Source organism: Streptomyces sp. NPDC097129 (assembly GCF_055668065.1).
Genome location: NZ_JBVOQE010000009.1, coordinates 76,588 through 93,105 on the forward strand (window position 1 = coordinate 76,588; position 16,518 = coordinate 93,105).

12 protein-coding genes are annotated in these 16,518 nt (G+C 74.7%); 7 read left to right on the forward strand and 5 right to left on the reverse strand.

Features of this window, described 5'->3' with window-relative positions; genetic code table 11:
- Positions 1-24: 24 nt before the first annotated feature.
- Positions 25-870: a DUF72 domain-containing protein gene (locus tag AC0B9F_RS25020; RefSeq protein WP_472006254.1), complete on the reverse strand. Its 846-nt coding sequence runs from the start codon at positions 868-870 to the stop codon at positions 25-27.
- Positions 871-991: 121 nt separating this feature from the next.
- Positions 992-2,500 carry a glycine betaine/L-proline transporter ProP gene (gene proP, locus AC0B9F_RS25025; RefSeq protein ID WP_472006256.1) on the reverse strand — a complete coding sequence of 503 codons (1,509 nt, stop codon included), beginning with the start codon at positions 2,498-2,500 and terminating at the stop codon, positions 992-994.
- 292 nt (positions 2,501-2,792) lie between these two features.
- Here proP and AC0B9F_RS25030 point away from each other — a divergent pair, with 292 nt between their 5' ends.
- The 3 genes from AC0B9F_RS25030 (at position 2,793) to AC0B9F_RS25040 (ending at position 10,478) form a co-directional block, all read left to right on the forward strand.
- On the forward strand, positions 2,793-5,294 hold the full coding sequence (locus AC0B9F_RS25030) for a SpoIIE family protein phosphatase (protein WP_472006258.1): 2,502 nt from the start codon (positions 2,793-2,795) through the stop codon (positions 5,292-5,294).
- A gap of 863 nt (positions 5,295-6,157) precedes the next feature.
- Positions 6,158-8,965 carry a SpoIIE family protein phosphatase gene (locus AC0B9F_RS25035; protein ID WP_472006259.1) on the forward strand — a complete coding sequence of 936 codons (2,808 nt, stop codon included), beginning with the start codon at positions 6,158-6,160 and terminating at the stop codon, positions 8,963-8,965.
- Between the two features lie 148 nt (positions 8,966-9,113).
- Positions 9,114-10,478, forward strand: a complete 1,365-nt coding sequence (locus AC0B9F_RS25040) for an FAD-dependent oxidoreductase (RefSeq protein ID WP_472006261.1) — start codon at positions 9,114-9,116, stop codon at positions 10,476-10,478.
- Positions 10,479-10,552: 74 nt separating this feature from the next.
- Here the strand turns inward: AC0B9F_RS25040 and AC0B9F_RS25045 are convergent, their stop codons facing one another.
- The gene (locus AC0B9F_RS25045) at positions 10,553-10,741 is read right to left on the reverse strand and encodes a hypothetical protein (RefSeq protein ID WP_472006263.1); all 189 of its coding nucleotides are present in this window, start codon (positions 10,739-10,741) and stop codon (positions 10,553-10,555) included.
- Between the two features lie 839 nt (positions 10,742-11,580).
- On the opposite strand from AC0B9F_RS25045, the gene AC0B9F_RS25050 reads away from it, so the two are divergent.
- Positions 11,581-12,072 (forward strand): hypothetical protein, encoded by a 492-nt coding sequence (locus AC0B9F_RS25050; protein ID WP_472006264.1) that lies wholly within the window; start codon positions 11,581-11,583, stop codon positions 12,070-12,072.
- Positions 12,073-12,079: 7 nt separating this feature from the next.
- Here AC0B9F_RS25050 and AC0B9F_RS25055 read toward each other — a convergent pair whose 3' ends face one another.
- Complete coding sequence (locus tag AC0B9F_RS25055; RefSeq protein WP_472006266.1) at positions 12,080-12,556, reverse strand: MarR family winged helix-turn-helix transcriptional regulator; 477 nt, start codon at positions 12,554-12,556, stop codon at positions 12,080-12,082.
- Between the two features lie 127 nt (positions 12,557-12,683).
- Here AC0B9F_RS25055 and AC0B9F_RS25060 point away from each other — a divergent pair, with 127 nt between their 5' ends.
- From AC0B9F_RS25060 to AC0B9F_RS25070, 3 genes are all read left to right on the forward strand, one after another.
- A complete protein-coding gene (locus AC0B9F_RS25060; protein WP_472006268.1) occupies positions 12,684-13,544 on the forward strand; it encodes an MBL fold metallo-hydrolase in 861 nt (286 codons plus the stop codon).
- A gap of 451 nt (positions 13,545-13,995) precedes the next feature.
- On the forward strand, positions 13,996-14,316 hold the full coding sequence (locus AC0B9F_RS25065; protein WP_472006270.1) for a hypothetical protein: 321 nt from the start codon (positions 13,996-13,998) through the stop codon (positions 14,314-14,316).
- Between the two features lie 119 nt (positions 14,317-14,435).
- The gene (locus AC0B9F_RS25070; RefSeq protein WP_472006272.1) at positions 14,436-15,845 is read left to right on the forward strand and encodes a hypothetical protein; all 1,410 of its coding nucleotides are present in this window, start codon (positions 14,436-14,438) and stop codon (positions 15,843-15,845) included.
- Here AC0B9F_RS25070 and AC0B9F_RS25075 read toward each other — a convergent pair.
- Positions 15,788-16,474 (reverse strand): maleylpyruvate isomerase N-terminal domain-containing protein, encoded by a 687-nt coding sequence (locus tag AC0B9F_RS25075; RefSeq protein ID WP_472006274.1) that lies wholly within the window; start codon positions 16,472-16,474, stop codon positions 15,788-15,790. The genes AC0B9F_RS25070 and AC0B9F_RS25075 overlap by 58 nt on opposite strands.
- Positions 16,475-16,518 lie beyond the last annotated feature (44 nt).

The following is a 16,518-nucleotide window of genomic DNA, read 5'->3' on the forward strand; positions in this document are numbered from 1 at the left end:
CCAGAGAGCGCGCGGGCCCGGCGCTCACACGTCCAGCAGGTCCCGCATACGGGCGGCGGCGTCGACGGCGGCCGTACCGCAGCAGTTGTTGAACAGCACGTGGAGCCGGTCGGCGCCGTCGGCGAGGGTCCGCAGCCGCGGCACCCACTCCTTCAGTTCCGCGTCCGTGTAAGCGTGGCGGAAGCGGTCCTCCTTGGTGCCCGTCCCCCAGGCGGGGCTGCGGCCGTGGAAGCGGACGACGGACAGCTCCGGCGAGGTGAGGGGGGTGACCGGCGGGACGGAGGCCGGCAGGTCCTGCGCCATGTCGACGCCGACCGCGGCGAACCCGTGGCGCCGCAGCAACAGCCGCGTGGCGTCGTACTGTTCGCCGCTCCACCACTGCGGGTGGCGGAACTCGACGGCGACGGGCCAGCCGGCGGTCCGCGCGGCGCAGTCGGCGAGGACCTCCTCGGCCCGGGCGCCGGGTTTCAGCCAGGGCGGGAACTGGAAGAGCAGCGTGCCCAGCCGGCCGGCCGCGCGCAGCGGCGTGAGCGCGTCGGCGAAGCGGGACCACACCGCGTCCAGCACGGACGGGTCCCGGCTGTCGGCGGGCAGGCCGTCGGGCAGCGAGGCGGCCCGGGTGGGGTGCCCGGTCAGCAGGGAGAAGGCCTTGACGTCGAAGACGAAACCGTCGGGGGTGCGCTCCGCCCACAGGTGGCTGTTGCGCGCGGAGGGCAGGGCGTAGTAGGTCGCGTCGACCTCGACGACGGGGAACTGCTCGGCGTAGTACCGCAGCCGCCCCTCGGGGTCCCGCCGCCCGGCCGGGTACCAGCCGCTGCCGACGAGTGCACGGTCGGTCCATGAGCACGTTCCCACGAGAATTTCACCCATGGCGGCCGGTTACCCCGGCACGGCGGGCACATGGGGCGGTCGGGCACCCGGACGCACGCGACAGCGGGGTGATTCCTGATCAGGAGTCACCCCGCTGTGTTACGACGCGGCCGACAGGCCGTCAGAAGCGCGGCACCGGTGCCTGTTCCTCCACCAGGCGGGCCGCCTCCTCCTCGGTCTCGACCGACGGCGGGGAGCCGTCGAGGGGGCGGCGGGCCGTCTCCTTCATGCACGCCACGGCGACGACGCCGACGAGGGCGGCGCCCATCGCGTAGTACGCGGGCATCAGTTCGCTGCCGGTGACGGAGATCAGGGCCGTGATGACGAGGGGGGTCGTCCCGCCGAAGAGGGAGGCGGAGAGGTTGTAGCCGATGGACAGCGAGCCGTAGCGCACCTGGGTGGGGAACAGCGCGGGCAGCGCCGCGGACATCGTGCCGAGCAGGCACACCAGGGACAGGCCGAGCATCAGCATCCCCGCCGAGACCGCCCCGAGGCTGCCCTGACCGACCAGCAGGAAGGCGGGGACCGACAGCAGCAGGAAGCCGAGCATGCCGGCCATCAACAGCGGCTTGCGGCCCACCCGGTCGGAGAGCCGGCCGACCTGGTTGATGAGCAGCATCAGCACCACCATGGCGCCGATCAGGATCAGCAGGCCGTGCGCCTCTGAGTAGCCCATCTCGTCCGACAGGTAGGTCGGCATGTACGACAGCAGCATGTAGTCGGCGATGTTGTACGCGCCGACCAGACAGACGCACAGGATCAGCGTCCGCCAGTGCTCCCGGAAGATCTTCGCCAGGTCACCGCGCGCGCTCGTCTCCACACCGGACGCCGCCTCCGACGCGCGGTGCACGGAGTCGTCCTCCAGCTTGCGGAAGGCCGGCGTCTCGTCCAGCCGCAGCCGCAGGTAGAGGCCGACGAGCCCGATGGGACCGGCGACCAGGAACGGCACCCGCCAGCCCCAGTCCTGCATGCCGGTGTCGCCGAGCCACGCGGTCAGCGCCGTCACCAGACCGGCCGCGCCGACGTACCCGGCGAGGGTGCCGAGCTCCAGGAAGCTGCCGAAGAAGCCGCGCCGCCGGTCGGGCGCGTACTCGGCGATGAAGGTGGACGCGCCGCCGTACTCGCCGCCCGTGGAGAAGCCCTGCACCAGCCGGAAGAGGATCAGCAGGGCCGGCGCCCAGAAGCCGATCACGGCGTAGGAGGGGATCAGCCCGATCGCGAAGGTGCCGACCGCCATCATGATCATGGTCATGGCAAGCACCTTCTTGCGGCCGATCCGGTCGCCGAGCGGGCCGAACACCATGCCGCCGAGGGGTCGTACGAGGAAGGACACCGCGAAGGTGGCGAACGACGACAGCAGCTGGACCGTGTCGTTCCCGGACGGGAAGAAGACATGCCCGAGGGTGACCGCGAGATAGCTGTAGATGCCGAAGTCGAACCATTCCATGGCGTTGCCGAGCGAGGCCGCCTTCACCGCGCGCTGCACGGCCTGCTCGTCGGTCACCGTGATGTCGGTGCGACGCAGCGGTGGATTGCGGCGCCGTCTCGCCGCGCGGAACAGTGCGCGGTGGCGCCGTTCGGCCTCCGGGTCGGCGGCTTCCTCGAAGGTGTCGGGCACGCCGGGCACCATGGGGGCTCCTTTCCTGCGGACTCCTGCGGACAGGGACAACCGCAAGATCGCCTGCTCGCTCGTGGCAGACGCAAACCATGCGGGCCGGCAGAGGGATGTTCGTCACTCCGCCGGCCCGCCGCCCGCGCGGGCGGCGGGCGGGCCGTCGCCGTGCCCTCTCCGAGTCGCGCAACCGTTGCGCGCGGATGCGGCGCCCCCTCCGGGAGGCGCATTCTTGCTGTGTCTTCTTGCTGTGTCTTCTTGCTGTGTAGTGCCGCCCGCCCGCGCGGCGGCGCACCGACGAGGTAGGGCCATGAGTGGGAGCGCCGGGGACGGACGGCGGCCGCCGGGATGGCCGGCGGCGCTGCTGACCGACGCCGTGACGCAGGCGGCACGCGCGGCCGACGGCCGGGTCGCGGCCGTGTACCTGCGCTCGTCCGCGCCCGGGCTGCTGCAGCTGGCCGCGCTCTGCGGGCTGCCCGGGGTGCTGTTCAGACCGTGGTGGCGGTTGCAGGTCGACTGGCCGTTCCCGGTGACCGACGCGCACCAGCTGGGCGTGCCGGTGACGCTGGCGAACCCGGCCGAGACGATGCGCCGCTATCCGCAGTTCGCGGCGGGGCTGCCGTTCCCGTTCGGCTCGCTGTGCGTGCCGGTCGCCCGGGGCGCCCGGGCGTTCGGTGTGCTGGCCGTGCTCGTCCCATCCGTGGCCGACGCCGCCGAGCTGGTCCCGCAACGCCAGTCGCTGGAGGAGCTGGCCGGCCGGCTGGCCACGGCGCTGGACGACCGCCCGGCGGCCCCGGCTCCGGACGTCGTCTGGGACGCCGCGCCGCTGGACGTGCGGCCGCCGGGACCGGGCCCGGCCGGCGGGCGCGTCGGGTGCCTGTCCTGGGATCCGGTGGCCGACCTCCTCACCGCCGACGGCCCGGCGCGTGCCCTGCTCGGCACCCCGTCCGGCCCGCTCCCCGGCGCCCTCGACGCACTGCGGCGGGCCGTCCCGGAGCTGCCCGCGCTACTGCGGGAGGCGGCCCAGGGCCGGCCCCCGCCCATGCCGGTGCCGGTGCGCGGCGCGGACGGCACACAGCGGCTGGTACTGCTGTGGGCGCCGCGGACGGCGGCCGGCGGGCGGGCGCGGTCCGTCGACGGCGTCGTCCTCGAACCGGGGTCCGGTGCGCTGGCCGACGGTGCGGCCGATCTGCTGCCGCAGGGGGTGTTCTGCCTGGACCGGCTGGGCGTGGTCGGCTACGCCAATCCCCGCGCCGCCCAGTTGCTGGGGACGGAGCGGGACGGGCTTCTCGGCCGTCCGCTGTGGGAGGCCGTGCCGTGGCTGGACCAGCCGGGCTGCGAGGACCAGCTGCGCCATGCCCTGCTGTCCCTGGAAACGGTGGACTTCCAGGTCCGCCGGCCGCCCGCGCACGCGCGTCAGACCTACGAGGGCGACTGGCTCGCCGTGTCCGTGCACCCCGGCCCGCACATCCTGACGTGCACGGTCGTCCCCGCCAACCGGGTCCCGGAGTCCCCGCCGCCGACTGCCGCCACCGACGGCGCACCGCGGACCGCCGCGGCCGCCACCGCCCCGCAGTACCGTCCGATCGCCCTGGCCATCGCGCTGTCCGAGGCGGTCACGGCGCGGCAGGTGTCGGCCGTGGTCGTACAGGAGCTGCTGCCCGCGTTCGGCGGTCGCCGCCTGGCGATCTACCTGCTCCAGGAACGGCACCTGTACCTGGCCTGGGAGACCGGTTTCCCTGAGGGCTTCCTCACGCCCTTCGAGGGGGTGGCGCTGGACGCGCGGCTGCCGGGTGTGGAGACGCTCGTCACGGGCCGGCCGCTGTTCTTCGACTCCATGCAGCAGCTCGAGGCCGCCTACCCGGGCATCCCGCTGGACGCCGCCGAGGGCTCGCGCGCGTTCCTGCCGCTGATCGCCTCCGGCCGCCCGGTCGGCTCCTGCATCCTCGGCTTCGACCGCTCGCGCAGCTTCAGCACCGAGGAACGCACGGTCCTCACCGCGCTCGCCGGCCTGATCGCGCATGTGATGGAGAAGGCGCAGCGGTACGACACCGAGGCGGCCCTCGCGCACGGGCTGCAGCAGGCGCTGCTGCCCCGCCGCCTGCCGGCGCATCCCCGCGTGGAGACCGCGGGGCGGTATCTGCCGGGCACCGAGGGGATGGACGTGGGCGGCGACTGGTACGACGTGGTGCCGTCCGGGGACGGGCTGGCGCTGGTCATCGGGGACGTGCAGGGGCACGGGGTGCAGGCCGCGGCCACGATGGGGCAGCTGCGCAGCGCGGTGCGGGCGTTCGCGCTGAGCGACCGGCCGCCGCAGGAGGTACTGGGCGGCACCAACCGGCTGCTCATCGATCTCGACCCGGGCCAGTTCGCCAGCTGCTGCTACGTGCGGCTCGACCCGGTGAGCGGGGTGGCGCGGGTGGTGCGGGCCGGGCATCCGCCGCCCCTGTTGCGGGAGGCCGACGGCCGGACCCGGGTCGTGGACCTGCCGGGCGGGGTGGTCCTCGGCGTGGACCCGGCCGCCCGCTACCCGGTGTCCGAGTTGCGGATGACACCGGGCGCGGTGCTCGCGCTGTACACGGACGGACTGGTCGAGCGGCCCGGCTTCGACATCGACGACGGCATCACGGCGCTCCGCCTCGCCCTGTCCCGCGCGGGCGCGCCGGGCCCGCCCCCGGGCGGCCGCTCCCTACCGGATCTGGCCGACCACCTCACAGCGACAGCCCGGCACACGGCAGACCGCCCCGACGACATCGCCCTCCTACTGGCAGCGCTCACGCGGGGGGCGAGCGTGGGCGGTGAGGGCGGCTGACGGGGCGGGGGCGGGCGGATGAGGGGCGGAGGTGGGTGAGCGGCGCGGGTCGGTGAGGGGCGGCTGTGGGTGAGGGGCGCGGACCGGTGAGGGGGCCGGGGTGACAGTTGCCGAGCGGCGGGGCGCGGCGGGCGGGTGGCGGCCGTCGATGCGCAGCCTTACGCCCCGAGGTGGCGGGAGGCTGCGCGGACGTAGGGGTGACGATGCGGCACGCGTGCGTTCCGCCCGCGCCGAGGACGTGGCGCGTGGGCGACGGTCCGCCGACCGGCGAGGAGGTGGTCAGGGTGGCCGCCGACGCGGCGGGAGACCACGCGGACGTGGCGGTGCGACGCGGCACGCGTGCGTCCCGCTCACGCCGAGGGCGCGGCGCGCGGGAGACGGTCCGCCCGTCCCGCCGGGCCACCGGGCCACCGCGCCGACGTGATACCGACGCCGCGGCACGCGAACGTCCCCGCCTCTCCCGGGGCCCACCGGAGGCAGGGCGACGGCCGCCGACCAGGCCGGGGCACTGCGCGGCCAGGACTGCGGCCGTGTTCACCCACCGACGCCTCGCGCAGGCGACATCCGCCTATCCGACCGAGCCGCCGCGCCCCGCGCGACACCCACGACGCGGCACGCAATCGTCCCCGCTCACCCCGGGGCGCCTGGGGCGGGCGACCGCCGCCGACCTCGCCGGGGCCCTGCGCGGGCGCGAGTGCGCCCCGCTCACCCCGCGCGGGCGCGGCCGCCCCAGGCGGCCCGGGGCCGCCGCGCCGGCATGACACCGGCGACCCAGTACACGTACCTCCCCGCTCGCCCCACCCGCCGCTGCCGGGGTGTGACGCCCCTCGCCTCACGCGGCGTGGCAGTGTAGACATGGGCACATGGTCCGACTTCTGGGTCGATCCGGGACCCGCTCGCCCCGGCGTCCCGGCAGCCGGCGTGATCCGCACGGCCATGACGGCGTGCCCCGCACGAGCGGCGAGCGCCTGCGGCGGATGGCCGCGGCGTCGGCGCCCGCCGCGCGGCGCACCGGGCCCGGCCGCACCCGCCGCGAGCCGGCGGCGGGGCTGCGCGCCAGGCTCGGCGGCCGCAGCCTGGCGGGGCAGGTGTTCGTCCTCAACGTCGTCATCGTGCTGCTGCTCGTCGTCGCCGCCGTGGTCGCGCTGCTGCTGCAGGTGCGCAACGACACCACGCAGGAGGCCCGCAACCGCTCTCTCGCCGTCGCCGAGACCTTCGCGAACGCGCCCGGCACCCGGGAGGCGCTCAGCAGCCCCGACCCCACCGCGGTGCTGCAGCCGCGCGCCGAGGCGGCCCGCGTAGCCGCCAACGTGGACTTCATCGTCGTCACGAACACCGAGGGCATCCGCTACACCCACCCCAAGCCGGACCGCATCGGCAAGAAGTTCGTCGGGACCATCGCCCCCGCGCTGGCCGGGGGCACCGTGGTGGAGGAGATCAACGGCACGATCGGCCGGCTCGTACAGGCCGTGGTGCCCGTCAAGGCGCCCGACGGGAAGGTGGTCGGGCTGGTGTCGGCCGGCATCACGACCGCGCACGTGGGCGGCGCCGCCGACCGCCAGCTGCCGCTGGTGCTGGCGGCCGCGGCCACCGGGCTGGCGCTGGCCACCGGCGGCACGGCCCTGGTGAGCCGGCGGCTGCTGCGGCAGACCCATGGCCTCGGCCCGCGCGAGATGACCCGCATGTACGAGCACCACGACGCGGTGCTGCACTCGGTGCGCGAGGGCGTGCTCATCGTCAGCGGCGAGGGGGATCTGCTGCTCGCCAACGACGAGGCGCACCGGCTGCTGGGCCTGCCCGCCGACGCCGAGCGGCGGCACGTGCTGGACCTGGGTCTGGACGCGGACACCGCCGAGCTGCTGGCCTCGGGACGCGTCGCGACCGACGAGGTGCACCTGGTCGGCGACCGGCTGCTGGCGATCAACCAGCGGCCCACCGACCTGGAGGGCGGCCCGCCCGGCAGCGTCGCCACCCTGCGCGACTCGACCGAGCTGCGGGCGCTGCTGGGCCGGGCGGAGGCGGCCCGCGAGCGCCTGGACCTGCTGTACGCCGCCGGCGTGGGCATCGGCACCAGCCTGGACGTGACCGGCACGGCGAAGGAGCTGGCCGAGCTGGCCGTGCCGCGGTTCGCCGACTTCGTCACCGTGGACCTCTTCGACGCCGTCCTGTCCGGGGAGGAGCCGGAGCCGGGCGGCGCGCTGCGCCGGACGGCGGTCAGCGGGGTACGTGCGGAAACGCCGCTGTTTCCGCTGGGCCACCAGCTGCGGTTCGTGGACTCCTCGCCGCACGGGGTGAGTCTGCGGACGGGCCGGGCGGTCAGCGAGCCGAGCCTGGCCGGGGCGGCGGGCTGGCAGGCGCAGGACCTGGAGCGTTCGGCGCTGGTCGTGGAGTACGGCATCCACTCGCTGATCACCGTGCCGGTGCGGGCGGGCGGCCGGGTGCTGGGCGTGGTGACCTTCTGGCGCGCCGAGCGGCCCGAGCCCTTCGACGAGGAGGAGCTGGCGCTGGCGGAGGAGCTGGTCACGCGGGCGGCGGTGGCCATCGACAACGCGCGCCGCTACACCCGGGAGCACGGCCTCGCGGTGACGCTGCAGCGCAGTCTGCTGCCGCGCAGCCTGCCGGCGCAGAACGCGCTGGACATCGCCTACCGGTATCTGCCGGCGCAGGCCGGGGTGGGCGGCGACTGGTTCGACGTACTGCCTCTGTCGGGCGCGCGGGTGGCGCTGGTCGTGGGCGATGTGGTCGGCCACGGCTTGCACGCGGCGGCGACCATGGGCCGGCTGCGCACCGCGGTGCACAACTTCTCCGCGCTGGACCTGGCGCCGGACGAACTGCTGACGCTGCTGGACGAGCTGGTGGGACGGATCGACCAGGACGAGGCGGCGGACGGCACCGCCGCCCCGGTCACCGGCGCGACCTGTCTGTACGCGGTGTACGACCCGGTGGCGCGGCGCTGCACCGTGGCGCGAGCCGGCCATCCGCCGCCGGCGGTGATCGGGCCGGACGGCGGCGTGGAGTTCGCCGAGGTGCCGGCCGGTCCGCCGCTGGGGCTGGGCGGCCTGCCGTTCGAAGCGGTGGAGCTGGACCTGGCGGAGGGCAGCCGGCTCGTGCTGTACACGGACGGGCTGGTGGAGGACCGGGAGCGGGACATCGACAGTGGTCTGGAGCTGCTGCGCTGGGCGCTGGCCGGGGCGGGCGCCTCGCCGGAGGACACCTGCCGGGCGGTCCTCGACGCGCTGCTGCCGGCCCGGCAGGCCGACGACATCGCGCTGCTCGTCGCGCGTACCCGGGCGCTGGGCCCCGGCCAGGTCGCCGAGCGGGAGGTGCCGATGGAGCCGTCGGCGGTCAAGGAGGTGCGTGCGTTCGTCACCCGGCAGCTGGCGGAGTGGGGACTGGAGGAGCTGGAGTTCACCACGGAGCTGATCCTCAGCGAGCTGGTCACCAACGCGATCCGGTACGGCAGCGCCCCGGTGCGGGTGCGGCTGCTGCGCGACCGCAGTCTGATCTGCGAGGTCTTCGACGGCAGCAACACCTCGCCGCACCTGCGGTACGCGGCCCTGTCCGACGAGGGCGGGCGTGGTCTGTTCCTGGTGGCGCAGCTGACGGAACGCTGGGGGACGCGCTACACCCGGCACGGGAAGATCATCTGGGCGGAGCAGCCGCTGCCGTGAGCCCGGCGTCGCACCCATCAAGCGGACCTTTGACTTCCCATAAGGCGCGCTTATGAGGTCATAGAGCGGACCCCCGTACCGACTTAGGTTTGCCTTAGTTTAGGCTTCCCGTCGAGTCGATCATTCGCCGCTCGAAGGGAAACCCGTCATGCCTCGCCCCCTGCGGGTCGCCATCGTCGGTTCCGGCCCCGCCGGGATCTACGCCGCCGACGCGCTCCTCAAGTCCGAGGTGGCCGCCGAGCCCGGCGTGTCCATCGACATCTTCGAGCGCATGCCCGCGCCGTTCGGCCTGATCCGCTACGGCGTCGCCCCCGACCACCCGCGGATCAAGGGCATCATCACGGCCCTGCACCAGGTGCTGGACAAGCCGCAGATCCGCCTCTTCGGCAACGTCGACTACCCGAGCGACATCTCCCTGGACGACCTGCGCGCCTTCTACGACGCGGTGATCTTCGCGACCGGCGCCACGACCGACCGCGCGCTGCCGATCCCCGGCATCGACCTCGACGGCTCCTACGGCGCCGCCGACTTCGTCTCCTGGTACGACGGCCACCCGGACGTGCCGCGCACCTGGCCGCTGGAGGCGGAGAAGGTCGCGGTGCTCGGCGTGGGCAACGTGGCCCTGGACGTGGCCCGCATCCTCGCCAAGACGGCGGACGAACTGCTGCCGACCGAGATACCGGCGAACGTGTACGACGGCCTGAAGGCCAACAAAGCCGTCGAGATCCACGTGTTCGGCCGCCGTGGCCCGGCGCAGGCGAAGTTCAGCCCGATGGAGCTGCGCGAGCTGGACCACTCCCCCAACATCGAGGTCATCGTCGATCCGGAGGACATCGACTACGACGAGGGCTCGATCGCCACCCGGCGCGGCAACAAGCAGGCCGACATGGTCGCCAAGACCCTGGAGAACTGGGCGATCCGCGACACCGGCGACCGCCCGCACAAGCTGTTCCTGCACTTCTTCGAGTCGCCCACCGAGATCCTCGGCGAGGACGGCAGGGTGGCCGGCCTGCGCACCGAGCGCACCGAACTGGACGGCACCGGCAACGTGCGCGGCACGGGCAAGTTCACCGACTGGGACGTGACGGCGGTCTACCGCGCGGTCGGCTACCTCTCCGACAAACTCCCCAAGCTGCCCTGGGACCTGGACAGCGGCACGGTGCCCGACGAGGGCGGCCGGGTCATCGAGGAGAGCGGCAGCCACCTGCAGTCGGTGTACGTCACCGGCTGGATCCGGCGCGGCCCGATCGGCCTCATCGGCCACACCAAGGGCGACGCCAACGAGACGGTGGCCAACCTGCTGGACGACCACGCGAACGGCCGTCTGCACACGCCGGCCTCGCCCGCCCCGGAGGCGGTCGACGCCTTCCTGGCCGAGCGCAGCGTCCGCTTCACGACCTGGGACGGCTGGTACGCCCTGGACGCCGCCGAGAAGGCGCTGGGCGAACCTCAGGGCCGCGAGCGCGTGAAGATCGTGGAACGCGAGGAGATGCTGAAGGCGAGCGGCGCGTAAGCGTCCGGCCGCCCGCGCGCGGACCGAGGGGCCGGTGACCGACGAGGTCGCCGGCCTCTCGGCGCGAGCACGCCTCAGCGGGCGCGGAGCCGCCGGCCGCCGGCCACCGCCGGCGTCGCGGTGAGCAGCAGCACAGCCCCCGCCTGGGCGAGGAGTCCGGCGAGCAGCACCGCGGCACGGGCGAGCCGCCTGCGTTCCCGCAGCAGGGCGAAGTAGCCGGCCGTCCACAGCAGTGGCAGGGTCCACTGGGCGAGCGCCGCCACGCTGCCGACCGTCCGCCCGATCCGGTGAATCCGAATCCGGACAGGAACATGCGCCACTGCGCGGCCCCGTGCGTCGCCGCCCAGGTGACCGTCAGGAGCCGGTCCGCGACCGCCGCGGCCGCTTGGAGCAGGACGGCGAACAGCGCGAACCGGCGTACGGCGGAGCCCAGCAGCGCGAGCGATCTCCTCCTCGCGCTCCGCGCGGTAGTAGGCGAGGAGCAGGGGCAGGACGGCTCGGTAGCGCGCCTCGAGGAGTGTCGTCATGCCGGACATCCGGCCAGTCCGGGTCCCGCGGCGGGCGGGGCGGTCGGCAGGGGGTGCGGGGGCGCGGCGGCGGGGCGGTCGGCAGGGGTGCGAGGGCGCGGCGGACCTCGGCGATACGCCGCTTGGCCGCGCTCGCGCCGGCGGCCATGCGCTCGGCCTCGGTGTCGAGGGTGCGCACGCCGTCGTCGGTGAGGCGGTAGTAGCGCCGGAGCCGGCCCTGCTGGACCTCTTCGCGGTCCAGGACCGTCCGCGGTCAGCCGGTCGAGCACGCCGTCCAACGTGTCCCCCACGCCCGCCACTCACCCCTTCGCGCCGCGAAACACTCCCCCGCAGCGCGTGGGAGGCGGATGGCGCGGGCGGAGCGTGGGCATGCTGTGAGCGAGGCCACTTCCGGTGCACCGGGTGGATCTTCCTCGGTACCTGCCCGCCTGATCGGCTCCCACGAAGGACAACCACTCTTGTCTCTGACGATTCCTGACGCTCCCTCGGCGCGCCGCCCGGGTCGTTGCTGGACGATCCGGGTCGTCGGTCACCGCGACCGCAGCGCCTCGGTCACCTGCTCCTCGGCATGTGTGATGCCGGCCCGTTCCCGCGACCTCGCGGCGCTGCGCCGGTTCGCCGAGGCGCATGCCCTCGCGCACGCCCGGGCCGCGGCCGTGCGCGCCGACGCCGCCTGCTGGTGCCGCCATCAGCGGTGCGCCCCGCACGAGGACACCCGGGTCTCCTGCGGAGGCACGGTGTTGCTGGTGCTGCGCCACGATCCGGCGGTGGGGCAGGTCTGGTCGCTGAGCGAGGTCTGCTCCGCGTGCGCGCCGCTGATCAGCCACGCGCGCGTGGTGGCCCGGGCCGCGGCCCGGCCGGCCCCGCCCGCACCGCGCCCGTCGGCCACCGGGGCCCACCCGGCCGCCGGCGACCGGCCCGCACCCCGTTCCGGGCCGGTGGCGGCGCCGTTCGTCCCGGGCGGCTTCAGCGCGCCCCCGGCCGACGCCGTACCCATGCCACGAGAACGCCCTCGGCCCGGCCGGCGCCGCGGCCGTCCGGCACGGGAGGGCAGCGGCAGCACCTGAGCCGCGGTCAGGGACGAGCGAGGGCCTGCTCCAGCAGGCCCTGCAGCGTGCGCTGCTGTTCCCCGCTCAGGCCGGCCAACGGCGAGTCCTGTTCGAGGAGTTCGAGGAGCCGGCCTCGCAGGGCGCGCCCCTGCTCGGTGAGCACCAGGTGCCGTGCGCGTCGGTCGGTGGGGTGCGGGCGACGCTCCACCAGGCCCTGCTTCTCCAGCCTGTCGACGACGAACGTGGCGTTGGACGGCTCGCAGGTCATGCGTTCGGCCAGTTCCCGCATGGTCAGCGGACCGGTCATCTCCCGCAGTGCGGTCGCCTGCGGCGCGGTGAGCCCGAGCGCCTCGGCGCGCTCGCGCACATGGTCGGCGATCTGCTGGGCCAGCCCGTTGACCAGACCGCACAGCCGCCGCTCGGCGACGGCCTGCGGCTCGGAGGACGGGGCCGTGCGCCCTTCGGTGGACAGGGCCGTGCGCCGCTCGGGGGACGTGGTCATGCACCGATGCTAGCAAGACTCCATCAAGTCATTACCTTTCAAGCTTGAATGTTTCTAGCTTGATGCATATGGTTGCGGCCAGGCCGACGGCACCCGCCGCGGCGTTCGGCACCAACCGGGAGGACTCATGGGGGACTTGACGCTCGACGAGGACACACGGCTGCGACGGCCGGCCGGGATACGGTCACTGCGCCTGGGCGAGCTGCGCGTGTCCTACGTCCCGGACGGGGTGGGGCTGCTTCCACCGAGCGGCTGGCTGCCGGACACCACGGACTCGGTGTGGTCCACGCACTCTCAGTACCTGGACGACACCGGCCACCTCGTGGCGAGCATCGGCTCCCTGCTGGTGGAGCACGGCGACCGCGCGCTGCTGATCGACACCGGTTTCGGGCCGCGGTCCCTGCCGCCCGACCCGGACACCCCGCGCGGCGCCATTCGCGGCGGCGCGCTCCTCGACAGCCTCGCGGCGCTCGGCCGCCGCCCCGAGGAGATCGAGGCCGTGGCCTTCACCCATCTGCACGCCGACCACACGGGCTGGGCCCTGCATCCGGCACCGGGCGCGGACCGGCCCCCGTTCGACCACGCCGAGCATCTGCTGTCCGCGCCGGAGTGGGCCGCGCACGGCCCGGTCCTGACGCCGAGGGCCGGGGTGCGCACACCGGCCGACGGCGAGGAGGTCTTCCCCGGAGTGCGTATGCGCGTCAGCGCGGGTCACACCGCCGGGCACGCCGAGTACGTGATCAGCGGGGGCGGGCGACGGCTGATCGCCTTCGGCGACGCCTTGCACTCACCGGTCCAGGTCGACCACCCCGAGTGGTCCGCCGCGGTCGACCACGATCCCGCCCTCGCCGCCCGCCACCGGCGCCGGCTCGTCGCCGAGCTGGCCGAGCCCGGCACGATCGGCTTCGGCGTCCATTTCGCCGACGTGGTCTTCGGAGTCGTACGACCGGACGGCGAGGGTCCGGCCTGGCGGCCGCTGGACGACTGAACGGCTGGACGACTGAACGACTGAACGGCTGAACGGCCACCCGCTGCGGTCCGGCGCCCGCGCAGAGGGGCCACCCGGCGACAGCCCGAGCGGACGAGGCGCCGCGTGGCCGAAACGGACAGGACCCGTCCCTATGCGGATGGTGGACGGGCCCTGTCCGCCCCGACGATTGTGCTGGGCGGGGCCCGGCCCGAACCACGGCGTGCGCGCCGCCGACCAGGGTGAACGGCGCACACGCCGTGTGCGCGGCGCGCGTCCCGTTCGCCCGGCGCCCTCCCCGTGCCCGACGTGCCTCCCGTGCTCCCGGCCGGCCTCCGTTTCCCCCGCCTGCCTCCGTTTCCCCCGCCTGCCTCCGTTTCCCCCGCCTACCTCCGTTCGCACGACGGCCGACACGGGGATCACCCGGATCACCCGCCGACATGCCGCCGCACGCCCCGGGTACCCGGCCCGCATGAACGAGCGCAAGACACCCGATCCGCAGGAGGCCGCCCGCACGGCGGAGAACGCCGACGAGCAGCGGGCCGCGTCCCGCCCCTTCAGCTACCCCTACGGCGAACGGCGCGCCGGCGTCCGCGCCACCCGGCACATCAGCCGCGAACAGGCCGATGCCGAGAGCGTCCCCGGAGTGCCCAGCGGCTACGGCACCACGGGCGGCGGCCAGCCGAACACCCGCAGCGCCGACGCCCGGCCGGGCCCGGACGAGGCGGACGAGGAGGCCGGCGTGACGGACATCGTGGCCGGCCTGGAACCCCACCCCGACCGCGAGGAGTGACACCGCCGACCGCCGGCCGGGGCCGACACGCGGTCCGTGCCCTCACCCCCGTGTGCTCCACGGGGGTCGCGGCGACGATACTGGCAGTGCACGTCGTCCCCGCCCTCACGAACGGACCCATGCCGACCTCGCCCGCGGACCGCCCCGATCCCTCCACGACACCCCCGACGCTGTGGCCGGCCCGCGGCCGCTTTCTGAGGTCCGCAGCCGCCGGTGTGCTGCGCCGACACCTGCAGCGGCTGAAGGACGAGGGTGCCGTCCAGGACTTCCTGGAACTGCCCGAGGACGAGTCTCCCGCCGGACGGCGCGTCTTCGAGGCGCGCTGGCAGGTGGCCGACGCGGTGACCGTCCGGGCACGCCTGACCGTCGCCATGGGCGCCGAGCACGGCCAGGAATGGCTGCTGCTCGCCGAGTCCGAGCGGCCGTGGGACCTGCGCTGGCCGTCACCGGCGGGCGTCTTCTGGCCGGACGACCCGAACGGCGGCTGGGCGCACGAGTCCGTGACGGGACTGCGTTTTTGCCAGGCCAACGCGCTGCCGGAGGACGACAAGGCGCTGCGGCGGGTCCTGAAGGACGCCCTGCGCGACCGCTGGAGCATCCATGTCGTCGTCCACGAGGCGATGACGCCCGACGAGCGCGGCCGTGGCCCGCTCACCCCCTTCCTGCCGCCGGGCCTGCACCACCGTGTCGTGGAGCACCGGGCCGCCCCGCACCAGTTGCGGGCCCTGAACTACGCGCTGCGCGACGCGGGCGTGGAGGTGCCGCGCGGCGGTGCTGTGGTGCTGCCCGGCGCCCCGGTTCCCCACGGCTTCAGCGCCGCCGACTTCTCGGTGCGCAGCGTGTTCCTGGACGGCTCCGCGCCCGTGGAACTGATCAACGCGGTCACCCGGTCCGCCGCACTGGCGCGGCCGCTCCCGGACGACGCGGCACAGCAGCTGGCGGCGCTGCGGGAGGAGTGGCATCTGTACACGCTCGAGGAGGAGCTGGAGCGCCAGCGCGCGCTGGTCGCCATGTACGCCGACGCGCTGGAGGCGATGACGCGCTCCCGTGACCTGTACCGGGAGGCCGCCGAACGGGCGCACGAGGCGCTGGCCGCGTACCGGGAGAGCGCCGCGGCGACCGCCGGGGACCCGCCGGCGCCGGCGCGGGCCGCCGGTGGCCCGCTGCAGCAGCTGACCCGGACGTTCGAGCGTCTGAAGATCTCCGGCCGCTCCCTGCGGCCCGCGCCTTCCCCCGAGCCCGTTCTCGCGGGGCCCTCCGGCACGGGTGAGCCGCCGGCTCCCGGTCAGCCCGCCGCTGCGGCGGAGCGCGCCTCCGAGGAGATCCTCCCGTCACGCGAACCCGCCTTCGACGAGGAGGCGGCTTCCCGAGGTGGCCCCGCCTCCGAAGAAGAGATCACCCCTCCGCGTGAACCCGCCCTCGACGGGGAGACCGCTCCTACGGGTGAGCCCGCCGCCGTCGGCCAATCGGTTCAGGACAGCAGCGGCAGCCGTTCCGCGTCGGAGCCCAGTGTGCGCCGCTCCTCCTGAGTGAGGGGCACGCGGCCCGTCGTGGCACGCGCGTAGTGCTCGTCGCTCCAGTTCAGGGGCACGGTGCGGCCCAGCAGTCCGTCCAGGGTGGCCCGTACCGCGGCGAGGCCCTCCGGCGCGGGTCGCGGGGCCCCGGTCAGGGACAGCGTGAGGTCGAGGTGGTGCACGGTGGCCTCGACGGCGAGCGTGGTCAGCAGGTCCCCCACGGTCAGCACGTGACCCTGGGTGCGTACGGCCCGCGCCGGATCGGCCTCCGCGCCGGCGGTGACGGTGGCGGCCGCGGTCTCCAGGTACAGCTCGCGCAGCTGACCGAAGCCGAGGAACATGCTCGCGCTCACCCGGGTCCAGCGCCGCCCGTTCGCCGCGCCGACCGGATCCGGCGCCCAGTCGTGCCAGTACGTCACGGCGTCCCGGTCCGGTGGCGCTGTCGCGGGCGTGTGCAGGGCGACGAGCGCGCGCTGGGCGTCGGAGAGGCAGTGGAAGACGAGGTCACGCACGGCCCAGCCGGTGCACCCGGTGGGCAACCACGACGCGTCGTCGTCCAGCGTCGCGACGACCGCTGCGAAGGCCCGGTAGGAGGCGCGCAGGGCGTCGACGGGGCCGGTGCCGTCCCGGTGATCGCCTGTCATGGGGCGAGCCTAGGCAGCGCGCCCCGGCGGTCCGCCACCGGTTT